The sequence below is a fragment of the Pseudomonas helleri genome, from assembly GCF_009600315.1.
GTDB classification, from domain to species: domain Bacteria; phylum Pseudomonadota; class Gammaproteobacteria; order Pseudomonadales; family Pseudomonadaceae; genus Aquipseudomonas; species Aquipseudomonas helleri_A.
This window is the reverse complement of sequence record NZ_WIWC01000029.1, coordinates 1-18,884: the sequence shown is the minus strand read 5'-3', so window position 1 is coordinate 18,884 and position 18,884 is coordinate 1. Positions and strand designations below refer to the sequence as shown.

At 56.0% G+C, this 18,884-nt stretch carries 16 protein-coding genes and 1 pseudogene; 8 read left to right on the top strand and 9 right to left on the bottom strand.

What is annotated here, in order from left to right; all coding sequences use genetic code 11:
* Positions 1–67: 67 nt before the first annotated feature.
* Positions 68–445: a histone-like nucleoid-structuring protein MvaT gene (mvaT, locus tag GHN86_RS16300; protein ID WP_048363549.1), complete on the bottom strand. Its 378-nt coding sequence runs from the start codon at positions 443–445 to the stop codon at positions 68–70.
* A 348-nt stretch (positions 446–793) separates the two neighbouring features.
* On the opposite strand from mvaT, the gene purU reads away from it, so the two are divergent.
* Together purU and GHN86_RS16290 are read left to right on the top strand one after the other, a co-directional pair.
* A complete protein-coding gene (purU, locus tag GHN86_RS16295) occupies positions 794–1,642 on the top strand; it encodes a formyltetrahydrofolate deformylase (RefSeq protein WP_122783095.1) in 849 nt (282 codons plus the stop codon).
* Between the two features lie 166 nt (positions 1,643–1,808).
* Positions 1,809–1,994, top strand: a complete 186-nt coding sequence (locus GHN86_RS16290) for a hypothetical protein (RefSeq protein WP_153378719.1) — start codon at positions 1,809–1,811, stop codon at positions 1,992–1,994.
* Between the two features lie 6 nt (positions 1,995–2,000).
* On the opposite strand, the gene GHN86_RS16285 is transcribed toward GHN86_RS16290, so the two are convergent.
* The 4 genes and pseudogenes from GHN86_RS16285 to GHN86_RS24080 form a co-directional block, all read right to left on the bottom strand.
* Complete coding sequence (locus tag GHN86_RS16285; RefSeq protein ID WP_153378718.1) at positions 2,001–2,741, bottom strand: DUF2334 domain-containing protein; 741 nt, start codon at positions 2,739–2,741, stop codon at positions 2,001–2,003.
* The gene (locus GHN86_RS16280; RefSeq protein WP_323369274.1) at positions 2,734–3,846 is read right to left on the bottom strand and encodes a glycosyltransferase family 1 protein; all 1,113 of its coding nucleotides are present in this window, start codon (positions 3,844–3,846) and stop codon (positions 2,734–2,736) included. Before GHN86_RS16280 ends, GHN86_RS16285 begins: the two co-directional genes overlap by 8 nt.
* Positions 3,847–3,979: 133 nt before the next feature.
* Positions 3,980–4,744: a methyl-accepting chemotaxis protein gene (locus GHN86_RS24085; protein ID WP_397462670.1), complete on the bottom strand. Its 765-nt coding sequence runs from the start codon at positions 4,742–4,744 to the stop codon at positions 3,980–3,982.
* A 93-nt stretch (positions 4,745–4,837) separates the two neighbouring features.
* A pseudogene (locus GHN86_RS24080) lies at positions 4,838–5,869 on the bottom strand (cache domain-containing protein); the annotation flags it as partial.
* 190 nt (positions 5,870–6,059) lie between these two features.
* Here GHN86_RS24080 and GHN86_RS16270 point away from each other — a divergent pair.
* Complete coding sequence (locus tag GHN86_RS16270) at positions 6,060–7,535, top strand: helicase HerA-like domain-containing protein (protein ID WP_153378716.1); 1,476 nt, start codon at positions 6,060–6,062, stop codon at positions 7,533–7,535.
* 37 nt (positions 7,536–7,572) lie between these two features.
* Here the strand turns inward: GHN86_RS16270 and GHN86_RS16265 are convergent, their stop codons facing one another.
* Complete coding sequence (locus GHN86_RS16265; protein WP_153378714.1) at positions 7,573–8,028, bottom strand: DUF721 domain-containing protein; 456 nt, start codon at positions 8,026–8,028, stop codon at positions 7,573–7,575.
* A 308-nt stretch (positions 8,029–8,336) separates the two neighbouring features.
* Between GHN86_RS16265 and secA the strand changes: the two genes are divergently transcribed.
* From secA to GHN86_RS16250, 3 genes are all read left to right on the top strand, one after another.
* Positions 8,337–11,090, top strand: coding sequence for a preprotein translocase subunit SecA (gene secA / locus GHN86_RS16260; protein ID WP_153378713.1), 2,754 nt, complete (start codon positions 8,337–8,339; stop codon positions 11,088–11,090).
* Between the two features lie 116 nt (positions 11,091–11,206).
* The gene (argJ, locus tag GHN86_RS16255; protein ID WP_153378711.1) at positions 11,207–12,424 is read left to right on the top strand and encodes a bifunctional glutamate N-acetyltransferase/amino-acid acetyltransferase ArgJ; all 1,218 of its coding nucleotides are present in this window, start codon (positions 11,207–11,209) and stop codon (positions 12,422–12,424) included.
* Between the two features lie 91 nt (positions 12,425–12,515).
* The gene (locus GHN86_RS16250) at positions 12,516–13,466 is read left to right on the top strand and encodes a Nudix family hydrolase (protein WP_323369272.1); all 951 of its coding nucleotides are present in this window, start codon (positions 12,516–12,518) and stop codon (positions 13,464–13,466) included.
* 119 nt (positions 13,467–13,585) lie between these two features.
* On the opposite strand, the gene GHN86_RS16245 is transcribed toward GHN86_RS16250, so the two are convergent.
* Genes GHN86_RS16245 through GHN86_RS16235 form a run of 3 tightly spaced genes read right to left on the bottom strand, consistent with a single transcriptional unit; the run spans position 13,586 to position 17,212 of the window.
* A complete protein-coding gene (locus GHN86_RS16245; protein WP_153378707.1) occupies positions 13,586–14,164 on the bottom strand; it encodes a cob(I)yrinic acid a,c-diamide adenosyltransferase in 579 nt (192 codons plus the stop codon).
* Positions 14,165–14,166: 2 nt separating this feature from the next.
* Complete coding sequence (locus tag GHN86_RS16240; protein WP_153386934.1) at positions 14,167–16,200, bottom strand: ATP-binding protein; 2,034 nt, start codon at positions 16,198–16,200, stop codon at positions 14,167–14,169.
* A 46-nt stretch (positions 16,201–16,246) separates the two neighbouring features.
* Positions 16,247–17,212, bottom strand: coding sequence for a putative 2-dehydropantoate 2-reductase (locus GHN86_RS16235; RefSeq protein WP_153378705.1), 966 nt, complete (start codon positions 17,210–17,212; stop codon positions 16,247–16,249).
* Positions 17,213–17,328: 116 nt separating this feature from the next.
* On the opposite strand from GHN86_RS16235, the gene GHN86_RS16230 reads away from it, so the two are divergent.
* Together GHN86_RS16230 and GHN86_RS16225 are read left to right on the top strand one after the other, a co-directional pair.
* The gene (locus GHN86_RS16230; protein WP_122783108.1) at positions 17,329–17,814 is read left to right on the top strand and encodes a YajQ family cyclic di-GMP-binding protein; all 486 of its coding nucleotides are present in this window, start codon (positions 17,329–17,331) and stop codon (positions 17,812–17,814) included.
* Positions 17,815–17,932: 118 nt separating this feature from the next.
* Positions 17,933–18,775, top strand: a complete 843-nt coding sequence (locus GHN86_RS16225; protein WP_323369271.1) for a mechanosensitive ion channel family protein — start codon at positions 17,933–17,935, stop codon at positions 18,773–18,775.
* Positions 18,776–18,884 lie beyond the last annotated feature (109 nt).

The following is an 18,884-nucleotide window of genomic DNA, read 5'->3' as shown; positions in this document are numbered from 1 at the left end:
CATTAAAAAACGCCAGCAAGCTGGCGTTTTTTTAAATGACGTTGCACCGGGGTGCACGCGGTATCACTTAGTCAAGCAGAGTTGCCCAACCTTCTACCACGTCGCCGCCCCACTTGGCTTTCCACTCTTTCAGAGTCTTGTGGTTGCCACCTTTGGTTTCAATCACTTCGCCGTTGTGCGGGTTTTTGTATTGTTTAACCTTGCGGGCACGTTTGGTGCCGGTGGTTTTAACAACACCGCGCGGTGCTTTGCTTACTTTGGATTCTGGATCCAGCAGGGCGATAATGTCGCGCAGCGACTTTTGATATTCGCCCATCAGGGTGCGCAGTTTGCCTTCAAATTCCAGCTCGGTTTGAAGTTTGTCGTCTTCCGACAGGTTCTTCAGGCGGGCTTGCAGTTCTTTGATAGCTTCTTCTGTTGCGCGGTATTCGTTGATCAAGGACATGAGGATAACCTTATGTTGAAAAGGGATTGCAGGGATACAGTGGGGGCAATAATAGTCAGCCGGTTACAACAAGTAAACCTGTGCGGGCCATTAATTTAAAAAAATAAGTATTAATGCGCGTGATGTTCTATATCAGCGCTATTAAACAACCGGTGCTCGCTGAATGTTAAGAATGATTAATAAATCCCCTCTTTTCAGGTTGAAAACTTCACGTTTCTCATCGCGCTCGGGTGAAAGCGCGTTTGCTCGTCGGGGTGATACACGCGCAGCATCCTTAAGGAATACTGCAGTTTTGCTGCGCACTCGCTAGAATGGCGGCTTTAGTAAAGTTTCTGGAGTTTTTCCCTCATGCGCACTTTTCGGTTGGTGATCGCCTGCCCCGACGGCGTCGGTATTGTTGCCAAGGTCAGTAATTTCCTGGCTTCGCACAATGGCTGGATCACTGAAGCGAGCCACCACTCGGATGATCAAAGCGGTTGGTTCTTTATGCGTCACGAAATTCGTGCCGATTCTTTGCCCTTCGGCTTGCAAGCTTTCCGTGAAGCATTTGCTCCGATAGCTGAAGAGTTTTCGATGCAGTGGCGCATTACCGATACAGCGCAAAAGAAACGCGTGGTATTGATGGCCAGCCGCGAATCCCATTGCTTGGCCGACTTGCTGCACCGTTGGCACAGCGATGAATTGGACTGCGATATTTCATGTGTCATTTCGAACCATGATGACCTGCGCAGCATGGTCGAATGGCACGGTATCCCGTTCTATCACGTACCGGTTGACCCGAAAGACAAAGAGCCAGCGTTTGCTGAGGTCTCGCGTCTGGTCAAGCATCATGATGCTGAAGTGGTGGTGCTGGCGCGTTACATGCAAATCCTGCCGCCGGAGCTGTGCCGTGAATACGCAGGGCAGGTGATCAATATTCACCATAGCTTCCTGCCCTCTTTTGTCGGTGCCAAGCCGTATCACCAGGCATCGCTGCGCGGTGTGAAACTCATTGGCGCAACCTGTCATTACGTGACTGAAGAGCTGGATGCGGGCCCGATCATCGAACAGGATGTGGTGCGTGTCAGCCACAGCGACAGCATTGAAGACATGGTCCGTTTTGGTCGTGACGTCGAGAAGATGGTGTTGGCCCGTGGCTTGCGCTACCACCTCGAAGACCGTGTACTGGTGCATGGCAACAAAACTGTCGTGTTCTGATGAGCAGGTTTTTGCACGGGTAATAACACGTAGCAGTTGCCGCAGGCGACGTTCGATTGCGCAGCGATCGTAATGCCTGAGTACCGGGCTTTCTGGTAGCGGCGAGAGATGCAGCCTTCGGTAGCTGCTACGGGGCATGTTTCTAACCCTAACGAGGCCGTTCGCAATGACTGACCTTCTGGATAAAGCCACTTCAACGCCACCTCCAACGCTGGGAGAGGGCTGCTTAAGCCGCTACGATCCCCAGGCCTTGAACCCGGAGGACGGCACCGAGTTTGCCGAGGCCCGGGCCTTGTGGCTGGCGTTGCATCCGGAGTCGGTCGCGGATCAAAAAAAGCCGGTTGATAGCTGATTCGCGTCAGTTTGCGTCCAGCCAAGCGCTCTTGGTGACGGGCTTGCGGCCGTTGGCAATCAAGCGTTTCAGGGTTTCAAGCCAGTAGTCGCGGGAGAACCGATGACGCATGTCGACAGGGTGTAGGCCCAGTCTTATCAAGGGTGCGTTCTGCCAGCGTTGCTCACGCACATCACTGACCACCTTGGACAAACCTCGCCGCCACGCGCTGCCTGCGCTCCACACCAGTCCCGGTGCCTTGATGGCGGAAAACTCAGGCAAGCGATAAAGATTTTGAGGGTCGCTGGTGTAGCGCAAAGGCAGCTGGCGCAAAGCCTCGCGTGTCCCTTCACTCATCAACCAGGCCGGGGCGACAAACCCCTGTACGGGCCATTGATAGCGCTCAAACACCTCCAGTCCTTGCTGCAACCGGCTCAATGCCTGAGCTTCGGATAACGAATAAAACTCTCCCTCCCACGTATACACCCGGCGCATAAACCAATCGTATGGCGTGCGCGGGGCAGGCTGGTCATCGGCATGAAAATACCCGTGCAACGCCAATTCATCGCCTTTGTCGACACGGTTGTCGAGCATCTGTCGAAATGCATCGGCACCGCTCAGAGAGCCGCAATGGTGAAAGTCAGGCACCACCAGCCAGGTGATGGGTATCGAGCCCAGAGCGTCCACGGCCTCGACAAACGGCTGATAATCGGGCCAGGTCTGCGGGGCCACATCGTGCAGCACAAGCGCAACAGACAGGTCAGACATGGGCAACCACGGGCTGCTCACTGCCGAGCACAGCGTGGTAATGAATGAGTAAATCCTGCACGACACGATCCCACGAGTAATGCCGCTCGGCATGCTGGCGCGCCAGACGGCCGTGCTGTGCCGGGTTGTGGGTGAACAATTCACGCACTGCATCAGCCATTGCATGGGGGTTGTTCGGCTGACACAGAATGCCCACCTCGTCGTGTACCAGCTCGCTAAATGCACCGGCGTCGACGGCGACCACCGGAATGCCACTGGCCATGGCTTCAAGTATCACCAAGCCAAAGGTTTCCTGATCTCCGGCATGCACCAATGCATCGGCGCTGGCCATATAACGCGCCACTTCGGCACCGGGGCAAAAATGATCAATGACGGTGACGTTGTCCGGCACCTGTGACGGCATTTGCGAACCGACCAGCAGGAGATGCCAGGCTTTGCCGAGGTTGCGCATGCAGTCCAGCAGCACGGGAAGATTTTTTTCTCTGGAGCCCCGCCCGGCAAAAATCAGCAAATGTGCGTCTGGGTCTATGCCTAGCTCGGCGCGCAAGCCGGGATCACGATGTTGGGGGTTGAACGTCTGTAGATCGACGCCCAGTGCTTGCACGAACACGTTGTCGACGCCCAGCTCGATTAATTTGTTAGCCATGATCTGGCTCGGGGCTAACACTCGGTCAAAATTACGGTACAGGCGGCTGACATAGGCTTCTGCATTAGGGGTCAGCCAGTTGCCCATACGATTACGCACCAGCAGCGGCAGATCCGAGTGATAAAAGCCGATGACCGGGACGTCCAGCTGACGGCGCGCGTCCAGTGCAGCCCAGGCAGTGAGGTAGGGGTCGCCGACTTCGATCACGTCGGGTTTCAGGCTGTGCAAAATATTGCACCAAGGCGCCAGGCGGATGGGGAAACGAAAGCCATTGCCAAAGGGCAGGACGGGGGAGGGAACCTGATAAATGCCATCTTGAACGATGCGGTCGCTGCCCGGTATCAACAGGCTGTGCCGAATCCCAGGCAAGCGGCTCAGGCGTCGGTGTTTGGCATCCAGGTAAGTGCGCACACCGCCACTGGCGGGGGCATAGAACATCGTGATGTCAGCAATATGCACGGCCTTGAATCCTTTGAATATCCAGCGTCCTTAGGGGTGCCCTTATTGGATGATAGATGTTCGCAAGTTTTTGGCCGGTTAAAATGCCGTTTGACTGCATCCGGCGCAGTCAAACGGTGCTCGGCAGGCGTGATCAGATGCGGAAACTGCCCACCAGTTGCTTGAGGCGCGCAGCTTGCTGCTCCAGATCAGTACAGGCCCTGAGGGTGGACTGAAGGTTTTCAACGCCTTCCTGATTCAGCGTGTTGATTTCAGTAATGTCCATATTGATCGACTCAACCACCGACGTCTGTTCTTCGGTGGCGGTCGCAACAGACTGATTCATGCCATCAATCTCGCCGATGCGCTGAGTCACGCTGACCAGACGTTCGCCCGCGCTATTGGCAATCTCAACGCTGTTTTGGCTGTGACGCTGACTTTGCTCCATGGTGCTGACCGATTCGCGCGCGCTGACTTGCAACTCTTCAATCATGCTTTGCACTTGCTGCGCCGACTCCTGAGTGCGATGCGCAAGGTTGCGCACTTCGTCAGCAACGACGGCAAACCCGCGTCCGGCTTCACCGGCACGGGCTGCTTCAATGGCGGCATTGAGCGCCAACAGGTTGGTTTGTTGAGAAATGCTGGTGATCACCTCAAGGATCTGCCCGATATTCACCGTCTTGGCATTCAACGATTCGATGTGGCTGCTGGAGGTGGCCAGTAACTGCGACAGTTGCTGCATTGATCCGATGCTGCGTTCAACCACTTGCTGGCCTTCTTCTGCCAAGCCACGTGCGTCGCTGGCTTGATGTGAGGCTTGGGCTGCATTGCGGGCAATTTCCTGCGCCGCAGCACCCAGTTCATTGATAGCGGCTGCGACGCTGTTGGTGCGGCTGGCCTGTTCATCCGAGTTGAGCATCGATGAGTTGGAGGCGCTGACAACGCGGATGGCCACTTCGTTGACCTGCTGTGTTGCCGAGGAAACTTGAGTCATGGACGTGTGAATGCGTTCCACAAAACGATTGAACGCATTCCCCAGCGTGCCGAATTCGTCATTGGACTCAATACTCAGACGGCGGGTCAGATCACCTTCGCCCTCGGCAATGTTTTGCATGGCGCGGGTCATCACATGCAGCGGTTGCAGCAGCAGGCGGATCAGCAAGCCCAGCAGAGCTATGATCGAAACCACAGCAATTGCCGTCGCAATGATCGCTGACGTGCGGAAGGTACTCAGTGCGGCAAACGCCTGGTTTTTGTCAATCGACAAGCCTATGTACCAATTGACCGTGCCCAGCCCTTTGATCGGCGCAAAGGTCACGATCCGGGGGTTGCCATCCAACAGGGTCTCACTGATCTGAGTGCTGATCGGCGGGGTGTTCTGCGGATAAATGTCGGTCAGGTGTTTAGTGATCAGGGATTTGTCCGGATGAGCCAGAATTTTTCCGTCAGCGTTGATCAAAAAGGCATAGCCCATGCCGTTGAAGTTCAGGGCGTTGATTGTGTCGCTGATGGTTTGCAGGTTCAGGTCAGCACCCGCCACGCCCAGTGCTTGGCCGCCTTTTTTCACCGCAGAACCAATTGAAATGATCATCTGCCCGGTAACAACATCTATAAAGGGTTCGGTCAGGCTCGCCGTATTGCTGTTCAGTGCGCCTTTGTACCAAAGCCGGGTGCGCGGGTCGAAACCCTCCGGCATCTTGCTGTCCGGGCGCATGGTAAAGCCGCCTTGATTGTCGCCGTAGTAAACGGCCATAAAGGTGCTGCTCAGGGCCTTTTGCTCAAGCAGGCTGGCCAGTTGGGCGGGTTCAGGGTTGATGGCAATCGACTCGGCAAGGTTTTCAACCAGCAGTGTGCGTCCGCCTAGCCAGGTCTGAATATTGTTGGCCGTCACGCTGCCCATTTCCTGCAGGTAACTGTTGAGGTTGTTGCTGATGGCGTTGCGCTGCAGATAGTCGTTGTACACAGTGAAAAGCGAGAACGCGGCAATCACGATCAGGGACGCGGCAAGCAGGATCTTGTGGCTGAAACGCAGGTTTTTGTTCATGGCTTGAAGAGTCCGCAAAGTGAGATGTAATGCCAACACCCCGGAAAAAAAGCGCACTTCCTAAACCGCCGCCAAAATCGGAGGCGAGATTTATAGGTGACGGGTTTATCCGAATAAAATCCGTTTTTTCTGGTCTAGCATTAACGCTATATCGACGCTGGATCGCGAAAGATTAATAAAAGGTGGCAACATGCCGGACTCGTCTTCTCTACTACTTGGCGCTGACCTTGCCGGTCAGCCGATTGCTCAATCGTTGCGCCTGGCAAATCGTCACGGTTTGATCGCGGGTGCCACCGGAACGGGCAAAACTGTCACCCTTCAACGCTTGGCTGAACAGTTCAGTGATGCGGGAGTGGCCGTATTTGCCGCTGATATAAAAGGTGATTTGTGCGGGTTGGGTGCTGCGGGCAACCCTCAAGGCAAAATCGCTGAGCGCATTGGGACCATGCCCTGGCTCAACTATCAGCCCAAGGCGTATCCGGTAATGTTGTGGGATATAGACGGTAAAACGGGTCATCCATTGCGTACAACATTGAGCGAAATGGGGCCGTTATTACTGGGGAGCCTGCTGGAGTTGACCGACAGCCAACAGTCGGCACTGTATGCGGCCTTTAAAGTGGCTGATCGTGAAGGGCTATTACTGCTGGATTTGAAAGACCTCAAGGCCTTGCTTAATCATCTGCGTGACAACCCCCAAGTGTTGGGCGACGACGCGGCCTTGATGACGACGGGGTCAAGTCAAGCGTTGTTGCGTCGCCTCTCGACACTTGAGCAGCAGGGCGCCGAGGCGTTGTTTGGTGAGCCTGCGCTGCAACTTGAGGATATGTTGCAACCTGCCAGCGACGGTCGCGGTCGGATACACCTGCTTGACGCCAGTCGTCTGGTGCATGAAGCGCCCAAGGTGTACGCAACCTTCCTGTTATGGCTATTGGCTGAGCTTTTCGAGCAGTTGCCCGAGCGGGGCGATGCCGATAAACCCTTGCTGGCGCTGTTTTTTGACGAGGCCCATTTGCTTTTCGCCGGAACGCCCAAGGCGTTACAAGATCGCCTTGAGCAAGTGGTTCGGTTGATACGGTCAAAAGGTGTCGGGGTGTATTTTGTTACGCAGTCGCCCGCGGATTTGCCCGATACCGTGCTCGCCCAGTTGGGCTTGCGTATTCAGCATGGGTTGCGGGCGTTTACGGCCAAGGAGCAAAAGTCGCTGAAGGCTGTTGCCGAGGGCTTTCGTCCCAACCCGGCCTTTGATGCGCTGGCTGTACTGACAGAGTTGGGTACCGGTGAGGCGCTGGTGGGCATGCTTGAAGAAAAAGGCACGCCAGCCATGGTCCAGCGTGTGTTGATTGCGCCACCGCAGTCGCGCATTGGCCCGCTGACTGAAGCCGAACGCGCGGCATTGATCGCCAGCTCGCCGCTGCAAGGTCGTTATGACAAACCGATTGATCGGGAATCTGCTTACGAAGTGTTGATGGCTCGCAAGGGGCAGGCGACGCAAGCTACCGAACAACCCAAAGCCGAGCCGGGTTTTCTGGATCAGGCCGGGGATTTTCTCGGGACCACGGCAGGTAAGGCCTTGCAGTCAATGGCACGTCAGGCGGCGAGCCAGATGGGCCGTCAATTGGTTCGGGGTCTGATGGGGTCGTTACTGGGCGGCAGCAAGCGCAAATAGACGAGGTGTCGCTAAGCCCATGGCTACACAATCGCTGTCAGCCTTTAGGCTTGGCGTGACTGGCCAGCCGCTCAAGGGCGGCTCGCAACGCCGGGTCGCTGATCCCATCGGCCGTCGCCTGAATGGTCTGGCCTGCATCCACCGAAAGGTCGAGGGTATGTCCAGCCACTTTGGCCATTACGGTCGGCGGCTGCACTTTAAACAGAATGCGGGTCAGGCTGGCAAACTCGTCAAACGCTTGAAGCTGGCGTTGCAGGCGTTTTTGCTGATAGCGCAAGCGAGTGGCCCAGTGCCCATCAGTGACAATCAACAACAGACTGCCTTCGCGCCATGAGGCCACGTGACAATGTTCACGAGCAGCCGGCTGTAATTGACTCTCAAGCAGGCGTTGCAAGTGCGCCAGGCGCTTGGCGTGGCCAAAAATAGCTTTGAGGGGCTTGGCCTCGCGCAACAGAACGGAGGGAGCCCGTGCCGGGTGTGGGCGAAATGCCATGTGCAGACACCTGATAGAACAGAGCCGCAATCTTAGCAGAATCCGTCCAAATCACTCGTCATGCGCAGGGTTAGATGAAGAATATTTGTGAAATCAATGAGTAACTTATGCGTCTGATGGGTTGAAGTTCGGCCAAAAGGCCTTATTTTAGTGAGGCCCCGTCACAACGCTGCACCAGTATCGTGGAATAACGCCACTTTCCTCACCGACGTTTCCGGGTAGAATGCTCGCTCGCATGCGGCCATCAGGGCTGCTCGGGCGACTCACGGGGCCGCCCTCCATCCCTATGTGTGGAAGATCCTGCCGATATGTTTGCGCCTTTGTTAAAGAAACTTTTTGGAAGCAAGAACGAGCGCGAAGTTAAACGCATGCTCAAGACGGTACAGATCGTCAACTCACTCGAAGAGCAAATGGTTGCTCTGACCGATGAGCAATTGCGCGCCAAGACCGAAGAGTTCAAGGCCCGCATAGCCAAAGGTGAGACCCTTGACCAACTGTTGCCGGAAGCCTTTGCTGTCTGCCGTGAAGCAGGCAAGCGCGTCATGGGCATGCGCCACTTTGACGTTCAGTTGATCGGTGGCATGACCTTGCACGAAGGCATGATCGCAGAAATGCGTACCGGTGAAGGCAAGACCTTGGTAGCAACCCTGGGTGTTTACCTCAACGCGTTGTCCGGCAAGGGCGTACACGTTGTGACGGTGAACGACTACCTTGCACGCCGAGATGCCAACTGGATGCGCCCACTTTACGAGTTCCTGGGCCTGACGGTCGGCGTGGTTACGCCGTTCCAGCCGCCACAGGAAAAACGTGAAGCCTACGCCGCCGACATCACCTACGGCACCAACAACGAGTTTGGTTTCGACTACCTGCGCGACAACATGGCGTTCAGCATGGAAGAGAAATTCCAGCGCGAGCTGAATTTCGCCGTGATCGACGAAGTCGACTCCATCCTGATCGATGAAGCCCGTACACCGTTGATCATCTCCGGTCAGGCTGAAGACAGCTCCAAGCTGTACATCGAAATCAACAAGCTGATCCCGCGTCTTGAACAGCACATTGAAGAAGTCGAAGGCGAGGTGACCAAACAAGGTCACTACACCATCGACGAGAAGACCCGTCAGGTCGAGCTGAACGAAGCCGGTCACCAGTTCGTTGAAGAGATGCTGACCCAGATCGGTTTGCTCGCCGAAGGCGAAAGCCTGTACTCGGCGCACAACCTTGGCCTGCTGACTCACGTGTACGCCGCGTTGCGCGCTCACAAGCTGTTCAACCGCAACGTTGAATACATTGTTGAAGACGGTCAGGTGCTGCTGGTTGACGAACACACCGGCCGTACCATGCCGGGTCGTCGCCTGTCCGAAGGCCTGCATCAGGCCATCGAAGCCAAGGAAGGTCTGAATATTCAGGCAGAGAGCCAGACATTGGCCTCGACTACCTTCCAGAACTACTTCCGTCTGTACAACAAACTGTCCGGCATGACCGGTACGGCTGACACCGAAGCGTTCGAGTTCCACCAGATCTACGGTCTGTCGGTAATGGTTATTCCGCCGAACAAGCCGTTGGCTCGTAAAGACTACAACGACCTGGTGTTTCTGACCGCCGAAGAGAAATACGCGGCCATCGTGGCTGATATCAAGGAATGCATGGCCAAAGGCCGTCCAGTTCTGGTGGGTACAGCGACCATCGAAACCTCCGAGCACATGTCCAACCTGTTGAAGCAGGAAGGTATCGAGCACAAGGTTCTGAACGCCAAGTTCCACGAAAAAGAAGCTGAAATCATTGCTCAGGCCGGTCGTCCGGGTGCCCTGACCATTGCCACCAACATGGCCGGTCGTGGTACTGACATCCTGTTGGGCGGTAACTGGGAAGTCGAAGTGGCCTCCCTCGAAGATCCGACCCCAGAGCAGATCGCTCAAATCAAAGCCGACTGGCAGAAACGTCACCAGCAAGTGCTGGAGTCGGGTGGCCTGCATGTGATCGCGTCCGAGCGTCACGAGTCGCGCCGTATTGACAACCAGTTGCGTGGTCGTGCCGGTCGTCAGGGTGACGCGGGTTCGAGCCGTTTCTACCTGTCGCTGGAAGACAGCCTGATGCGCATCTTCGCCTCTGATCGGGTGAAGAACTTCATGAAAGCCCTGGGCATGCAGTCTGGCGAAGCGATTGAGCACCGCATGGTGACCAACGCGATCGAAAAGGCTCAGCGCAAGGTTGAAGGTCGCAACTTCGATATCCGTAAGCAATTGCTGGAATTCGATGACGTCAACAACGAACAGCGTAAAGTGATTTATCACATGCGTAACACGTTGCTGGCTGCTGACAATATCGGTGAAACCATCGCTGACTTCCGTAAAGACGTGCTTGAAAGCACCGTTAGCGCCCACATTCCGCCGCAGTCGTTGCCGGAGCAATGGGACGTTAAAGGGCTGGAAGCTGCGATCGAAACCGGTTTTGGCGTGAAACTGCCGATCCAGCAATGGCTTGACGAAGACGACCACCTGTACGAAGAAACCCTGCGCGAGAAGCTGCTGGACGCTTTGGTTGAGGCCTACCGCGAGAAAGAAGAGCAAGCCAGCCCTGAAGCGCTGCGTACGTTCGAGAAGCAAATTGTCCTGCGCGTGCTGGACGACTTGTGGAAAGATCACTTGGCGACCATGGATCACTTGCGTCACGGTATCCATCTGCGTGGCTATGCGCAGAAGAACCCGAAGCAGGAATACAAGCGCGAGTCGTTCAACCTGTTCTCCGAGCTGCTTGATTCGATCAAGCGCGATTCGATACGCGTGTTGTCGCACGTTCAGGTTCGTCGCGAAGACCCGGTAGAAGAAGAGTCCCGTCTGCGCCAGGAGGCCGAAGATCTGGCTTCGCGGTTGCAGTTCGAACATGCCGAAGCACCGGGTCTCGATGAGCCTCAAGCCTTGGCTCAGGTGCTGAAAGGCGCCAGTGTGGAAGAGGTTGTGACGGCCACCGAGCCTGCTCGTAACGAGCAGAAGCTGGGTCGCAATGAGCTGTGCTACTGCGGCTCGGGCAAGAAATACAAGCATTGCCACGGGCAGATCAACTAACGCCCGCTCCCATTGCTGAAACACCTGCGCCGCGACCGGCATTAGCCGTCGCGGCGTTTTACCATTGAATTCCCGCCCCTTTGCGGCGGCGCACAGAACTTTTTGAGGAGCGCGTCATGGCTGTTGGTCTTGGTCCTTTGCCTACTTTGCACCCGGTAGCCGGTTTTGAGCTGGGTATTGCTTCAGCCGGTATCAAGCGTGTGGGGCGTAAGGACGTGGTAGTGATGCGCTGCGCCGAAGGTTCCAGCGTGGCCGGTGTGTTCACACTGAATGCCTTTTGCGCGGCACCTGTCATTCTGGCCAAGCAACGTGTGCAAGGTCCGATTCGCTATTTGCTGACCAACACGGGCAATGCCAACGCCGGCACTGGCGAGCCAGGTCTGGTGGCTGCAACCCGCACCTGTGCCAAATTGGCAGAGCTGACGGGCGTTGATGCCAGCGCGGTACTACCGTATTCCACTGGTGTGATCGGCGAGCCATTGCCGGTCGAGAAGATCGAAGGTGCCTTGCAGGCCGCGCTGGATGATTTGTCCGAGAACAACTGGGCGCAAGCGGCCACCGGCATCATGACCACCGACACCTTGCCTAAAGGTGCCAGCCGTCAGTTCGAGCACGACGGTGTGATCATCACGGTCACGGGCATCAGCAAGGGCGCGGGCATGATTCGTCCCAACATGGCGACCATGCTGGGCTACATCGCAACGGACGCCAAAGTATCCCGTGAGGTGCTGCAAAACCTGTTGCTCGACGGCGCCAACAAGTCGTTCAACCGCATCACTATCGATGGCGACACCTCGACCAACGATTGCTGCATGTTGATCGCCACGGGTAAAGCCAACTTGCCGGAAATCACCGAAGCCAGCGGCCCGCTGTTTGGCGCGTTGAAACAGGCCGTCTTGGACGTCTGCATGGAAGTGGCGCAGGCCATCGTGCGAGACGGCGAGGGCGCGACCAAGTTCGTGACGGTTGAAGTGAATGGTGGCGCTAACCATCAGGAATGCCTGGACGTGGGTTACACCGTGGCACATTCGCCGCTGATCAAAACAGCATTGTTCGCCTCTGACCCGAACTGGGGCCGCATTCTGGCGGCTGTTGGCCGTGCAGGCGTGCCGGACCTGGATGTCAGCAAAATCGACGTGTTTTTGGGTGAAGTGTGCATCGCCAGCGGCGGGGCACGCTCGGCTACCTATACCGAAGAGCAGGGTTCGGCCGTGATGGCCCGTGAAGAAATCACCATCCGTATCGAACTGGGCCGTGGCGATTGTAGCGAGACCATCTGGACCACAGACTTGTCCCATGAGTACGTGAAAATCAACGCCGAATACCGTACCTAAGTCGTCTCGACATGGCGGGCCTTTCTGTTAAGTCTGTACGACTGGCCCGTATCAAAACCCTGCGATCGACCTGACTGAAGGAAGCAAAAGAGTGAAACGAGTTCATGTGGCTGCGGCTGTTATCCGAGGCACAGACGGCAAAATTCTGATCGCTCGTCGCGCTGATGCTCAGCATCAAGGCGGTTTGTGGGAATTTCCGGGTGGCAAAGTTGAGGCTGGCGAGTCGGTAGAAGCTGCGCTTGGGCGCGAACTGCAAGAAGAGCTGGGCATTGTAGTGAGCGCTGCGCGGCCTTTGATCAAGGTTCAGCACGATTACCCGGATAAGCAGGTCTTGTTGGATGTGTGGGAAGTCTCGGCCTTTAGCGGTGAGCCTCGTGGTGTCGAAGGCCAGCCACTGGCCTGGGTGTCTGCGCGCGACTTGCCTAACTATGAATTTCCGGCGGCCAATCAGCCGATTGTGACGGCTGCTCGTTTACCCGATCAGTATTTGATTACACCGGACGGGCTGGAAACGCCTGAGCTTTTGCGCGGCTTGCAGAAGGCAATCGCGGGCGGCATCAAGCTGGTTTCGTTGCGCGCGCCTAACGGTTATGACCCCAAATACCGTGATTTGGCGGTGGATGCGACCGGGTTGTGTGCGGGCAAGGCGCAGTTGATGCTCAAAGGGCCGTTTGAGTGGCTGGGGGATTTCCCCTCGGCTGGCTGGCATGTTACCGCTGCTCAATTGCGCAAGTACGCCGCCAAAGGTCGGCCTTTGGCCAAAGACCGCTGGTTGGCCGCGTCATGCCACAACGCTGAAGAGCTGGCCTTGGCTGAGCAAATGGATGTCGATTTCGTCACGCTTTCGCCGGTGTTGCCGACGCAGACTCATCCTGACGCGCAGCCTTTGGGTTGGCAGCAGGCGCAGCAACTGATCGCCAACTTCAGCAAACCCGTGTATCTGCTGGGTGGCTTGGGGCCGGATGATCGTCAGCAAGCATGGGAGGCGGGTGCGCAGGGAGTGGCGGGGATCCGTGCATTCTGGCCGCAAAATCCGGGCTGAAGCATCTGCTGTAGTCGCTGACGAGGAATGAAGGCTGCGATCAACCGCGCAGCTGTCGTAACCCCGGCTGCACCGATCGCAGCCTTCGTTCCTCGACAGCGACTACAAGCGTTAGCTCTCTATTGAGGCTTTGCCGCGGCTTGCCAGAGTATTTCTGCAACGCCCTGACGCTTGGCAATCAAGCGCGCAGCGACAAACAGCAAGTCCGACAACCGGTTGATATACGCTAATCCCACACCGGCTAACGGTTCCAGCGCATTGAGTTGCTGACAGCGCCGCTCTGCGCTGCGTGCCACGCTTCGGCACACATGGGCTTGAGCTATCAGGCTTGAGCCGCCAGGCAGAATAAAATTCTCCAGTGGCCCTACCTCTTCATTCCAGCGATCAATCACGGCTTCCAGTCGTTCAATCTCATGGTTGTCGAGTGCCTGATACACCGGCATGGCCAACTCGCCGCCGAGGTCAAACAGTCGATGCTGGCAAGGCTCCAATACCTCAATCAACTCGTTTAATCCTGGACACTCCGCGCTCTGTTCAACGAGTCCTGCCAGTAGCAAACCCACCTGACTATTGAGTGTGTCGACTTCGCCAATAGCCTCTACCCGCGGGTGATCCTTGGGCACGCGACGGCCGTCACCCAGCCCGGTTTCACCTTTGTCGCCGGTGCGGGTGTAAATCTTCGATAAGCGAAAGCCCATGGTTACAATTCCACTGTGGTTGATTCGTGTGACATCAGATTGACTGCCAGCGGCAGGCGCAGCGTAAAACAAGTGCCTTGCCCCTGTGTTGAGTGCACTTCCATTTGGCCTTTATGGTTGTTGGTAATAATGAAGTACGACACTGACAGGCCAAGGCCGGTGCCTTGTCCGACTTCCTTGGTGGTAAAAAAGGGTTCGAAAATTCGTTTGCGCACAGGCTCCGGCATGCCTGCGCCATTGTCTTCGACCTGGATTTCAGCCCACGGCGGATTGAGCTTTGTGCGAATGATGATATGCCCCGGCTGTTGCTTGTCAGGGCGTTGGTGGATCGCTTGCGCGGCATTTTTCAGCAGGTTCAGTAGCACCTGCTCAAGCTCGTTGGGAATACAGGGCACGGGGCCCAGATGCGGGTCGAATTGACGTGTCACCGCATGGCCCTTGAAGTCAAAACCGATGGTCAGGTCAAAGTCATTGCTGGCGATGTCCAGCGCCTGATCAATCAGTGCGGGTAAATCGCAGGGGCTCATTTGCCGATTGCTGCGCCGACTGAAACTGAGCATGTGGGTGACGATTTTTGCCGCGCGTGCGCCAGCCTGTTGAATCCCGTCGAGTAACTTAGGTACTTCCCGGGCCTGTAAATAGCGGTTGATGGCCTTCAGTTCGATGCCGGCCTGTTGTGCCTGTTCAATATTTTTGGGCAGATCGCTGGACAAGCGTCGGCGAATGTTTTGTACGTTATGCAGAATGGCGCCGAGTGGATTGTTGATCTCATGCGCCATGCCGGCTGCGAGCCCGCCGACAGAGAGCATTTTTTCCGATTGCACCATCAAGTCTTCCAGAGAGAGGCGCTGCGTGATGTCATCGATTCGAATCACCACACCGCGTCCACTTCCGCCTGTCAGTGGATAAAAGGTCAGTGCGTAATGCCGGGCTTCCTCGCCCTGACCCCAGGTGACGCGTTCTATCTTGACCACCCGATGGTTCTCAATGGTGTCTTTAAGTTGCGGTAAAAAAGGTTTTAGAGGTTCGAAGGCAAGGTAGATCGGCTGATTGAGGGCTTCATCCAGCTGTGTGCCCGAGAGGGCGCTGGCTTCCTGGTTCCACTGAGTGACATAGAGCTGTTCGTCCAGAGCGATCAGCGCCGAAGGCATAGAGTCGATAATGCTGTTCAGGTACTTCTGAAAGCCGGTCAGTTTTTTCTCGATTTTGCTGCGAACCTGAACTTCCAGCTCCAGCTTGCGATTGGTATGGCGGGTTTCCTGGGCCAGTGCCTGCGCTTGATCGTAAGCCGCCTGGGCTTCATCTCGGGCGCGTTTGAGCTCTTGTTCGCGCGCTTCAATGCGCGACAGCATGGTGTTAAATGCCTCGGCCAAGCTGCCGATTTCGTCGTTGTTACCCGCGGTTGCGCGCAAGGCGTAGTTTTCTTCTCGGGTAACTTGTCGCGACAGTTCTTCGAGACGGTGAATGGGCTGGGTGATCAGGCGTTTGATCTGTCGGGCTACAACAAACCAGAGCAGGGCGCTGAAAATCAGAATACCCAGGCTGGCGGTGAAGGTGCCGGTGTAAAACGCCATGGGTAACTCACTGCTGGCAATCAGCAACAGATGACCGGGAGGTCCTTCGCCGTGGGGCAGGGGCGTCAGTTGAGTGCTGCGCAGCTCGGTCAGACGCCACGCTTCAACCTGACGAAAGTGTTTAGGCAGAGCAAGGCGCTCCCCCTGTTGAAACTGCGCCAGAAGATCGCCGGTGCCATCGTAAATAGCGGCGGCCCGCAGAGGGGCGTAGGTGCCCATTTCATTGAGCAGGTCTTGAGCACTTTGCTCGGAATTCAGTGCGTTCTCGACCAGCGCAGGTTTTGATGCCAGCTGGCCAAGGGTTTGCAAGGCTTGAGGTGCGGTGCTTTCGTGGGAGATCCAGTAAGCGGCGCTGATGAATGTCAGATTAGCAACGAGCAAGACCGTGGCCAGTAAGACGAGAAGGGCTGCCAGCAGCTTCTGGCCTACCGGAAGGTTTTCTAGACGCTGGCGCAAGGGCATGGTGTTGTCGTCTGCAGAAGAACAAGTCAGCAGGGTAGCGCGGCCCTCAGGCGCAGGGCAATCCGCGCTGTAGCAAGTGATCGCTGAGGCGCCGGTGCAGCGCGTGCAGATGCACGGCCGGAAAATGCGCATCACGTGCAGCGGCGCAGGCGTAGCCCAACAAGTAGCTGATTTCTGTGCGGCGGCCTTGGGCCACATCCTGATGCATGGACGAATAGTTGTTGGCAGTTGCCAGAATGACACGCTCAACTTCCGGGATAAGGTCGCGCGCAGCCTCGGCGTGTCCGCAGTGCGCCAGAAAATTGCTCAGCTCAGCACACAGCAAGTTGACTTCGTCACTGTGCTGTTGCAAACCGCCATTACGGCAGTTGTAGAGGACCGTTAGAGGATTGATCGCACAATTCAACGCCAGCTTGCGCCACAACCGAGTCAGGATACTCGTGCTCCACTCGTGGCTTATACCGCTTTGTTGAAGCTCTTTGAGCCACGGTGCAGGGGCATGCTGATGACTATCGCCCAGCCATATGTGGCCGTGACCGGCATGCACCACTCGCCAGTCACTTTCACGAAAAGCGCCTTCAGTGCTGGAAGCAAAAATACAGCGAGCCTGTGGCACAAGCCTCGCGACCGCTTGTTGGCTGCCTAAACCGTTTTGCAGCAGGATCAACTCGGCACCGGGGCTTAGTCGTGCGGCAATTTGCGCGACGGCGCGCTCGGCGTCATACGCTTTGCACGTCACCAGCAAGCGCTGGATGGGGGCGTTCATTTCCGGGGTTTGCGCCGCAATGTCAAACCGTTGCGAGTGTCCGCCCTCGATCAGTGTTAAGCCCTGTGCTTCTTTATAAGCGCGCAAGCGCGCTGCGTTACGCACGATGAGCGTGACAGGCAGGCCGGCTCGGGCCAGTCGCGTCGCCCATAGGATACCCATGCTCCCCGCACCCAGAATGTGCCAGGTGGTTTGAGCCTGAGCGGTTGTGGGGGGCGAAGTTGGGGGTAAGGTTGAGTCGGGCATGTATGCTCGCAAGTGAATGATGCTTAAGAACCGCTATAATGCTGGCGCATTTTAACTGTCAGACCTGGCGCGCTCCATCTGTGTTGAGCGCGCCCTTTGTTATTGGAGAAAATCACATGCCGTCGTTCGACGTGGTATCCGAACTGGACAAACACGAAGTCACCAACGCAGTCGAGAACGCCGTCAAGGAGCTGGATCGTCGTTATGACCTCAAAGGCAAAGGCTCTTTTGAGTTCAAAGAGAAAGACCTCACCGTCAACATGACCGCTGAGGCTGACTTTCAGCTGGAAGCCATGATCGAGATTCTCAAGCTGGCGCTGATCAAACGCAAGATCGACGCGCAATGCCTTGAAATCAAGGATGCTTATGCTTCAGGCAAGCTGATGAAGCAAGAAGTGGTGCTCAAAGAAGGCATCGACAAAGAGCTGGCCAAGAAGATCGTCGCTCACGTCAAGGACGCCAAGCTTAAGGTTCAGGCGGCGATTCAGGGTGAACAAGTCCGTATCACCGGCAAAAAACGCGACGACCTGCAAGAGGCCATTGCTGCGTTACGTGCCAAGACATTTGACCTGCCACTGCAATTCAACAATTTCCGCGACTGATGACAGGCCTGGGAACCTATGGACGTTGCCGACGTCCGAATTTTCCGGGCACTGCATAAACGACTAGGCTTATATCGTTGCTCTAAATCGTCACCGGAAATGAGGCAAGGAGAAATACGTGGATTTGAATGCTGAAGTTGATCAGTTGATCAAGGCCTCACAGGCCTGGGTTCCGATGATTATGGAATATGGCAGTCGAGTGCTGCTGGCATTGGTAACCCTGGCGGTTGGCTGGTGGTTGATCAACAGGTTGACTGTCAAGATTGGGCAATTGCTGGCGTTGAGAAAGGCCGACCTTGCACTGCAAGGTTTTATCAGCAGCTTGGCCAATATCATCCTGAAGATCTTGCTGGTCGTCAGCGTTGCTTCAATGATCGGTATCCAGACTACTTCGTTTGTGGCCGCGATTGGTGCCGCTGGTTTGGCGATTGGTCTCGCCCTGCAGGGCAGCCTGGCCAACTTTGCCGGCGGGGTGCTGATCCTGTTGTTTCGTCCATTCAAGATCGGTGACTGGATCGAAGCGCAAAGCGTGAGCGGTACCGTCGACAGTATTCAGATCTTCCATACCGTTTTGCGTACCGGTGACAATAAAACGGTCATCGTGCCAAACGGTAATCTGTCTAACGGCATCATTACCAACTACAACCGCCAACCTACCCGCAAGGTGGTGTTTGATGTCGGTGTCGATTACGAAGCCGACCTGCAAAAGGTTCGTGAGGTGTTGCTGGCTTTGGCCGATGATCCGCGTGTGCTCAAGGATCCGGCACCGGTGGTGGTTGTGACCACGCTGGGTGATAGCGCCATTACCATGTCTTTGCGTGTTTGGGTGGATACCCCGAATTACTGGGATGTGCTGTTTATGTTCAACGAGCACGCCCGCGACCGCTTGAAGGCTGAAGGGGTGGATATTCCTTTTCCTCAGCGTGTTGTGAGGGTCGTACAGGAAGTTGCGGCTCAATAAGCAGTTAGCAATGCTGGAATAATCAATTAAAGGGGGCGGCGGCAAAAACTGAGTGCAACACCTGACCTTTCCGGTACGGTGCTGCCCTATGTCTTATTCCGAACTCAGC

Excerpts from the sequence above, each read along its gene's own strand:
- mvaT (WP_048363549.1), bottom strand. The coding sequence starts at position 445 with ATGTCCTTGATCAACGAATACCGCGCAACAGAAGAAGCTATCAAAGAA.
- purU (WP_122783095.1), top strand. The coding sequence starts at position 794 with ATGCGCACTTTTCGGTTGGTGATCGCCTGCCCCGACGGCGTCGGTATT.
- GHN86_RS16290 (WP_153378719.1), top strand. The coding sequence starts at position 1,809 with ATGACTGACCTTCTGGATAAAGCCACTTCAACGCCACCTCCAACGCTG.
- GHN86_RS16285 (WP_153378718.1), bottom strand. The coding sequence starts at position 2,741 with ATGTCTGACCTGTCTGTTGCGCTTGTGCTGCACGATGTGGCCCCGCAG.
- GHN86_RS24085 (WP_397462670.1), bottom strand. The coding sequence starts at position 4,744 with ATGCTCAACTCGGATGAACAGGCCAGCCGCACCAACAGCGTCGCAGCC.
- GHN86_RS16270 (WP_153378716.1), top strand. The coding sequence starts at position 6,060 with ATGCCGGACTCGTCTTCTCTACTACTTGGCGCTGACCTTGCCGGTCAG.
- GHN86_RS16265 (WP_153378714.1), bottom strand. The coding sequence starts at position 8,028 with ATGGCATTTCGCCCACACCCGGCACGGGCTCCCTCCGTTCTGTTGCGC.
- secA (WP_153378713.1), top strand. The coding sequence starts at position 8,337 with ATGTTTGCGCCTTTGTTAAAGAAACTTTTTGGAAGCAAGAACGAGCGC.
- argJ (WP_153378711.1), top strand. The coding sequence starts at position 11,207 with ATGGCTGTTGGTCTTGGTCCTTTGCCTACTTTGCACCCGGTAGCCGGT.
- GHN86_RS16245 (WP_153378707.1), bottom strand. The coding sequence starts at position 14,164 with ATGGGCTTTCGCTTATCGAAGATTTACACCCGCACCGGCGACAAAGGT.
- GHN86_RS16240 (WP_153386934.1), bottom strand. The coding sequence starts at position 16,200 with ATGCCCTTGCGCCAGCGTCTAGAAAACCTTCCGGTAGGCCAGAAGCTG.
- GHN86_RS16235 (WP_153378705.1), bottom strand. The coding sequence starts at position 17,212 with ATGCCCGACTCAACCTTACCCCCAACTTCGCCCCCCACAACCGCTCAG.
- GHN86_RS16230 (WP_122783108.1), top strand. The coding sequence starts at position 17,329 with ATGCCGTCGTTCGACGTGGTATCCGAACTGGACAAACACGAAGTCACC.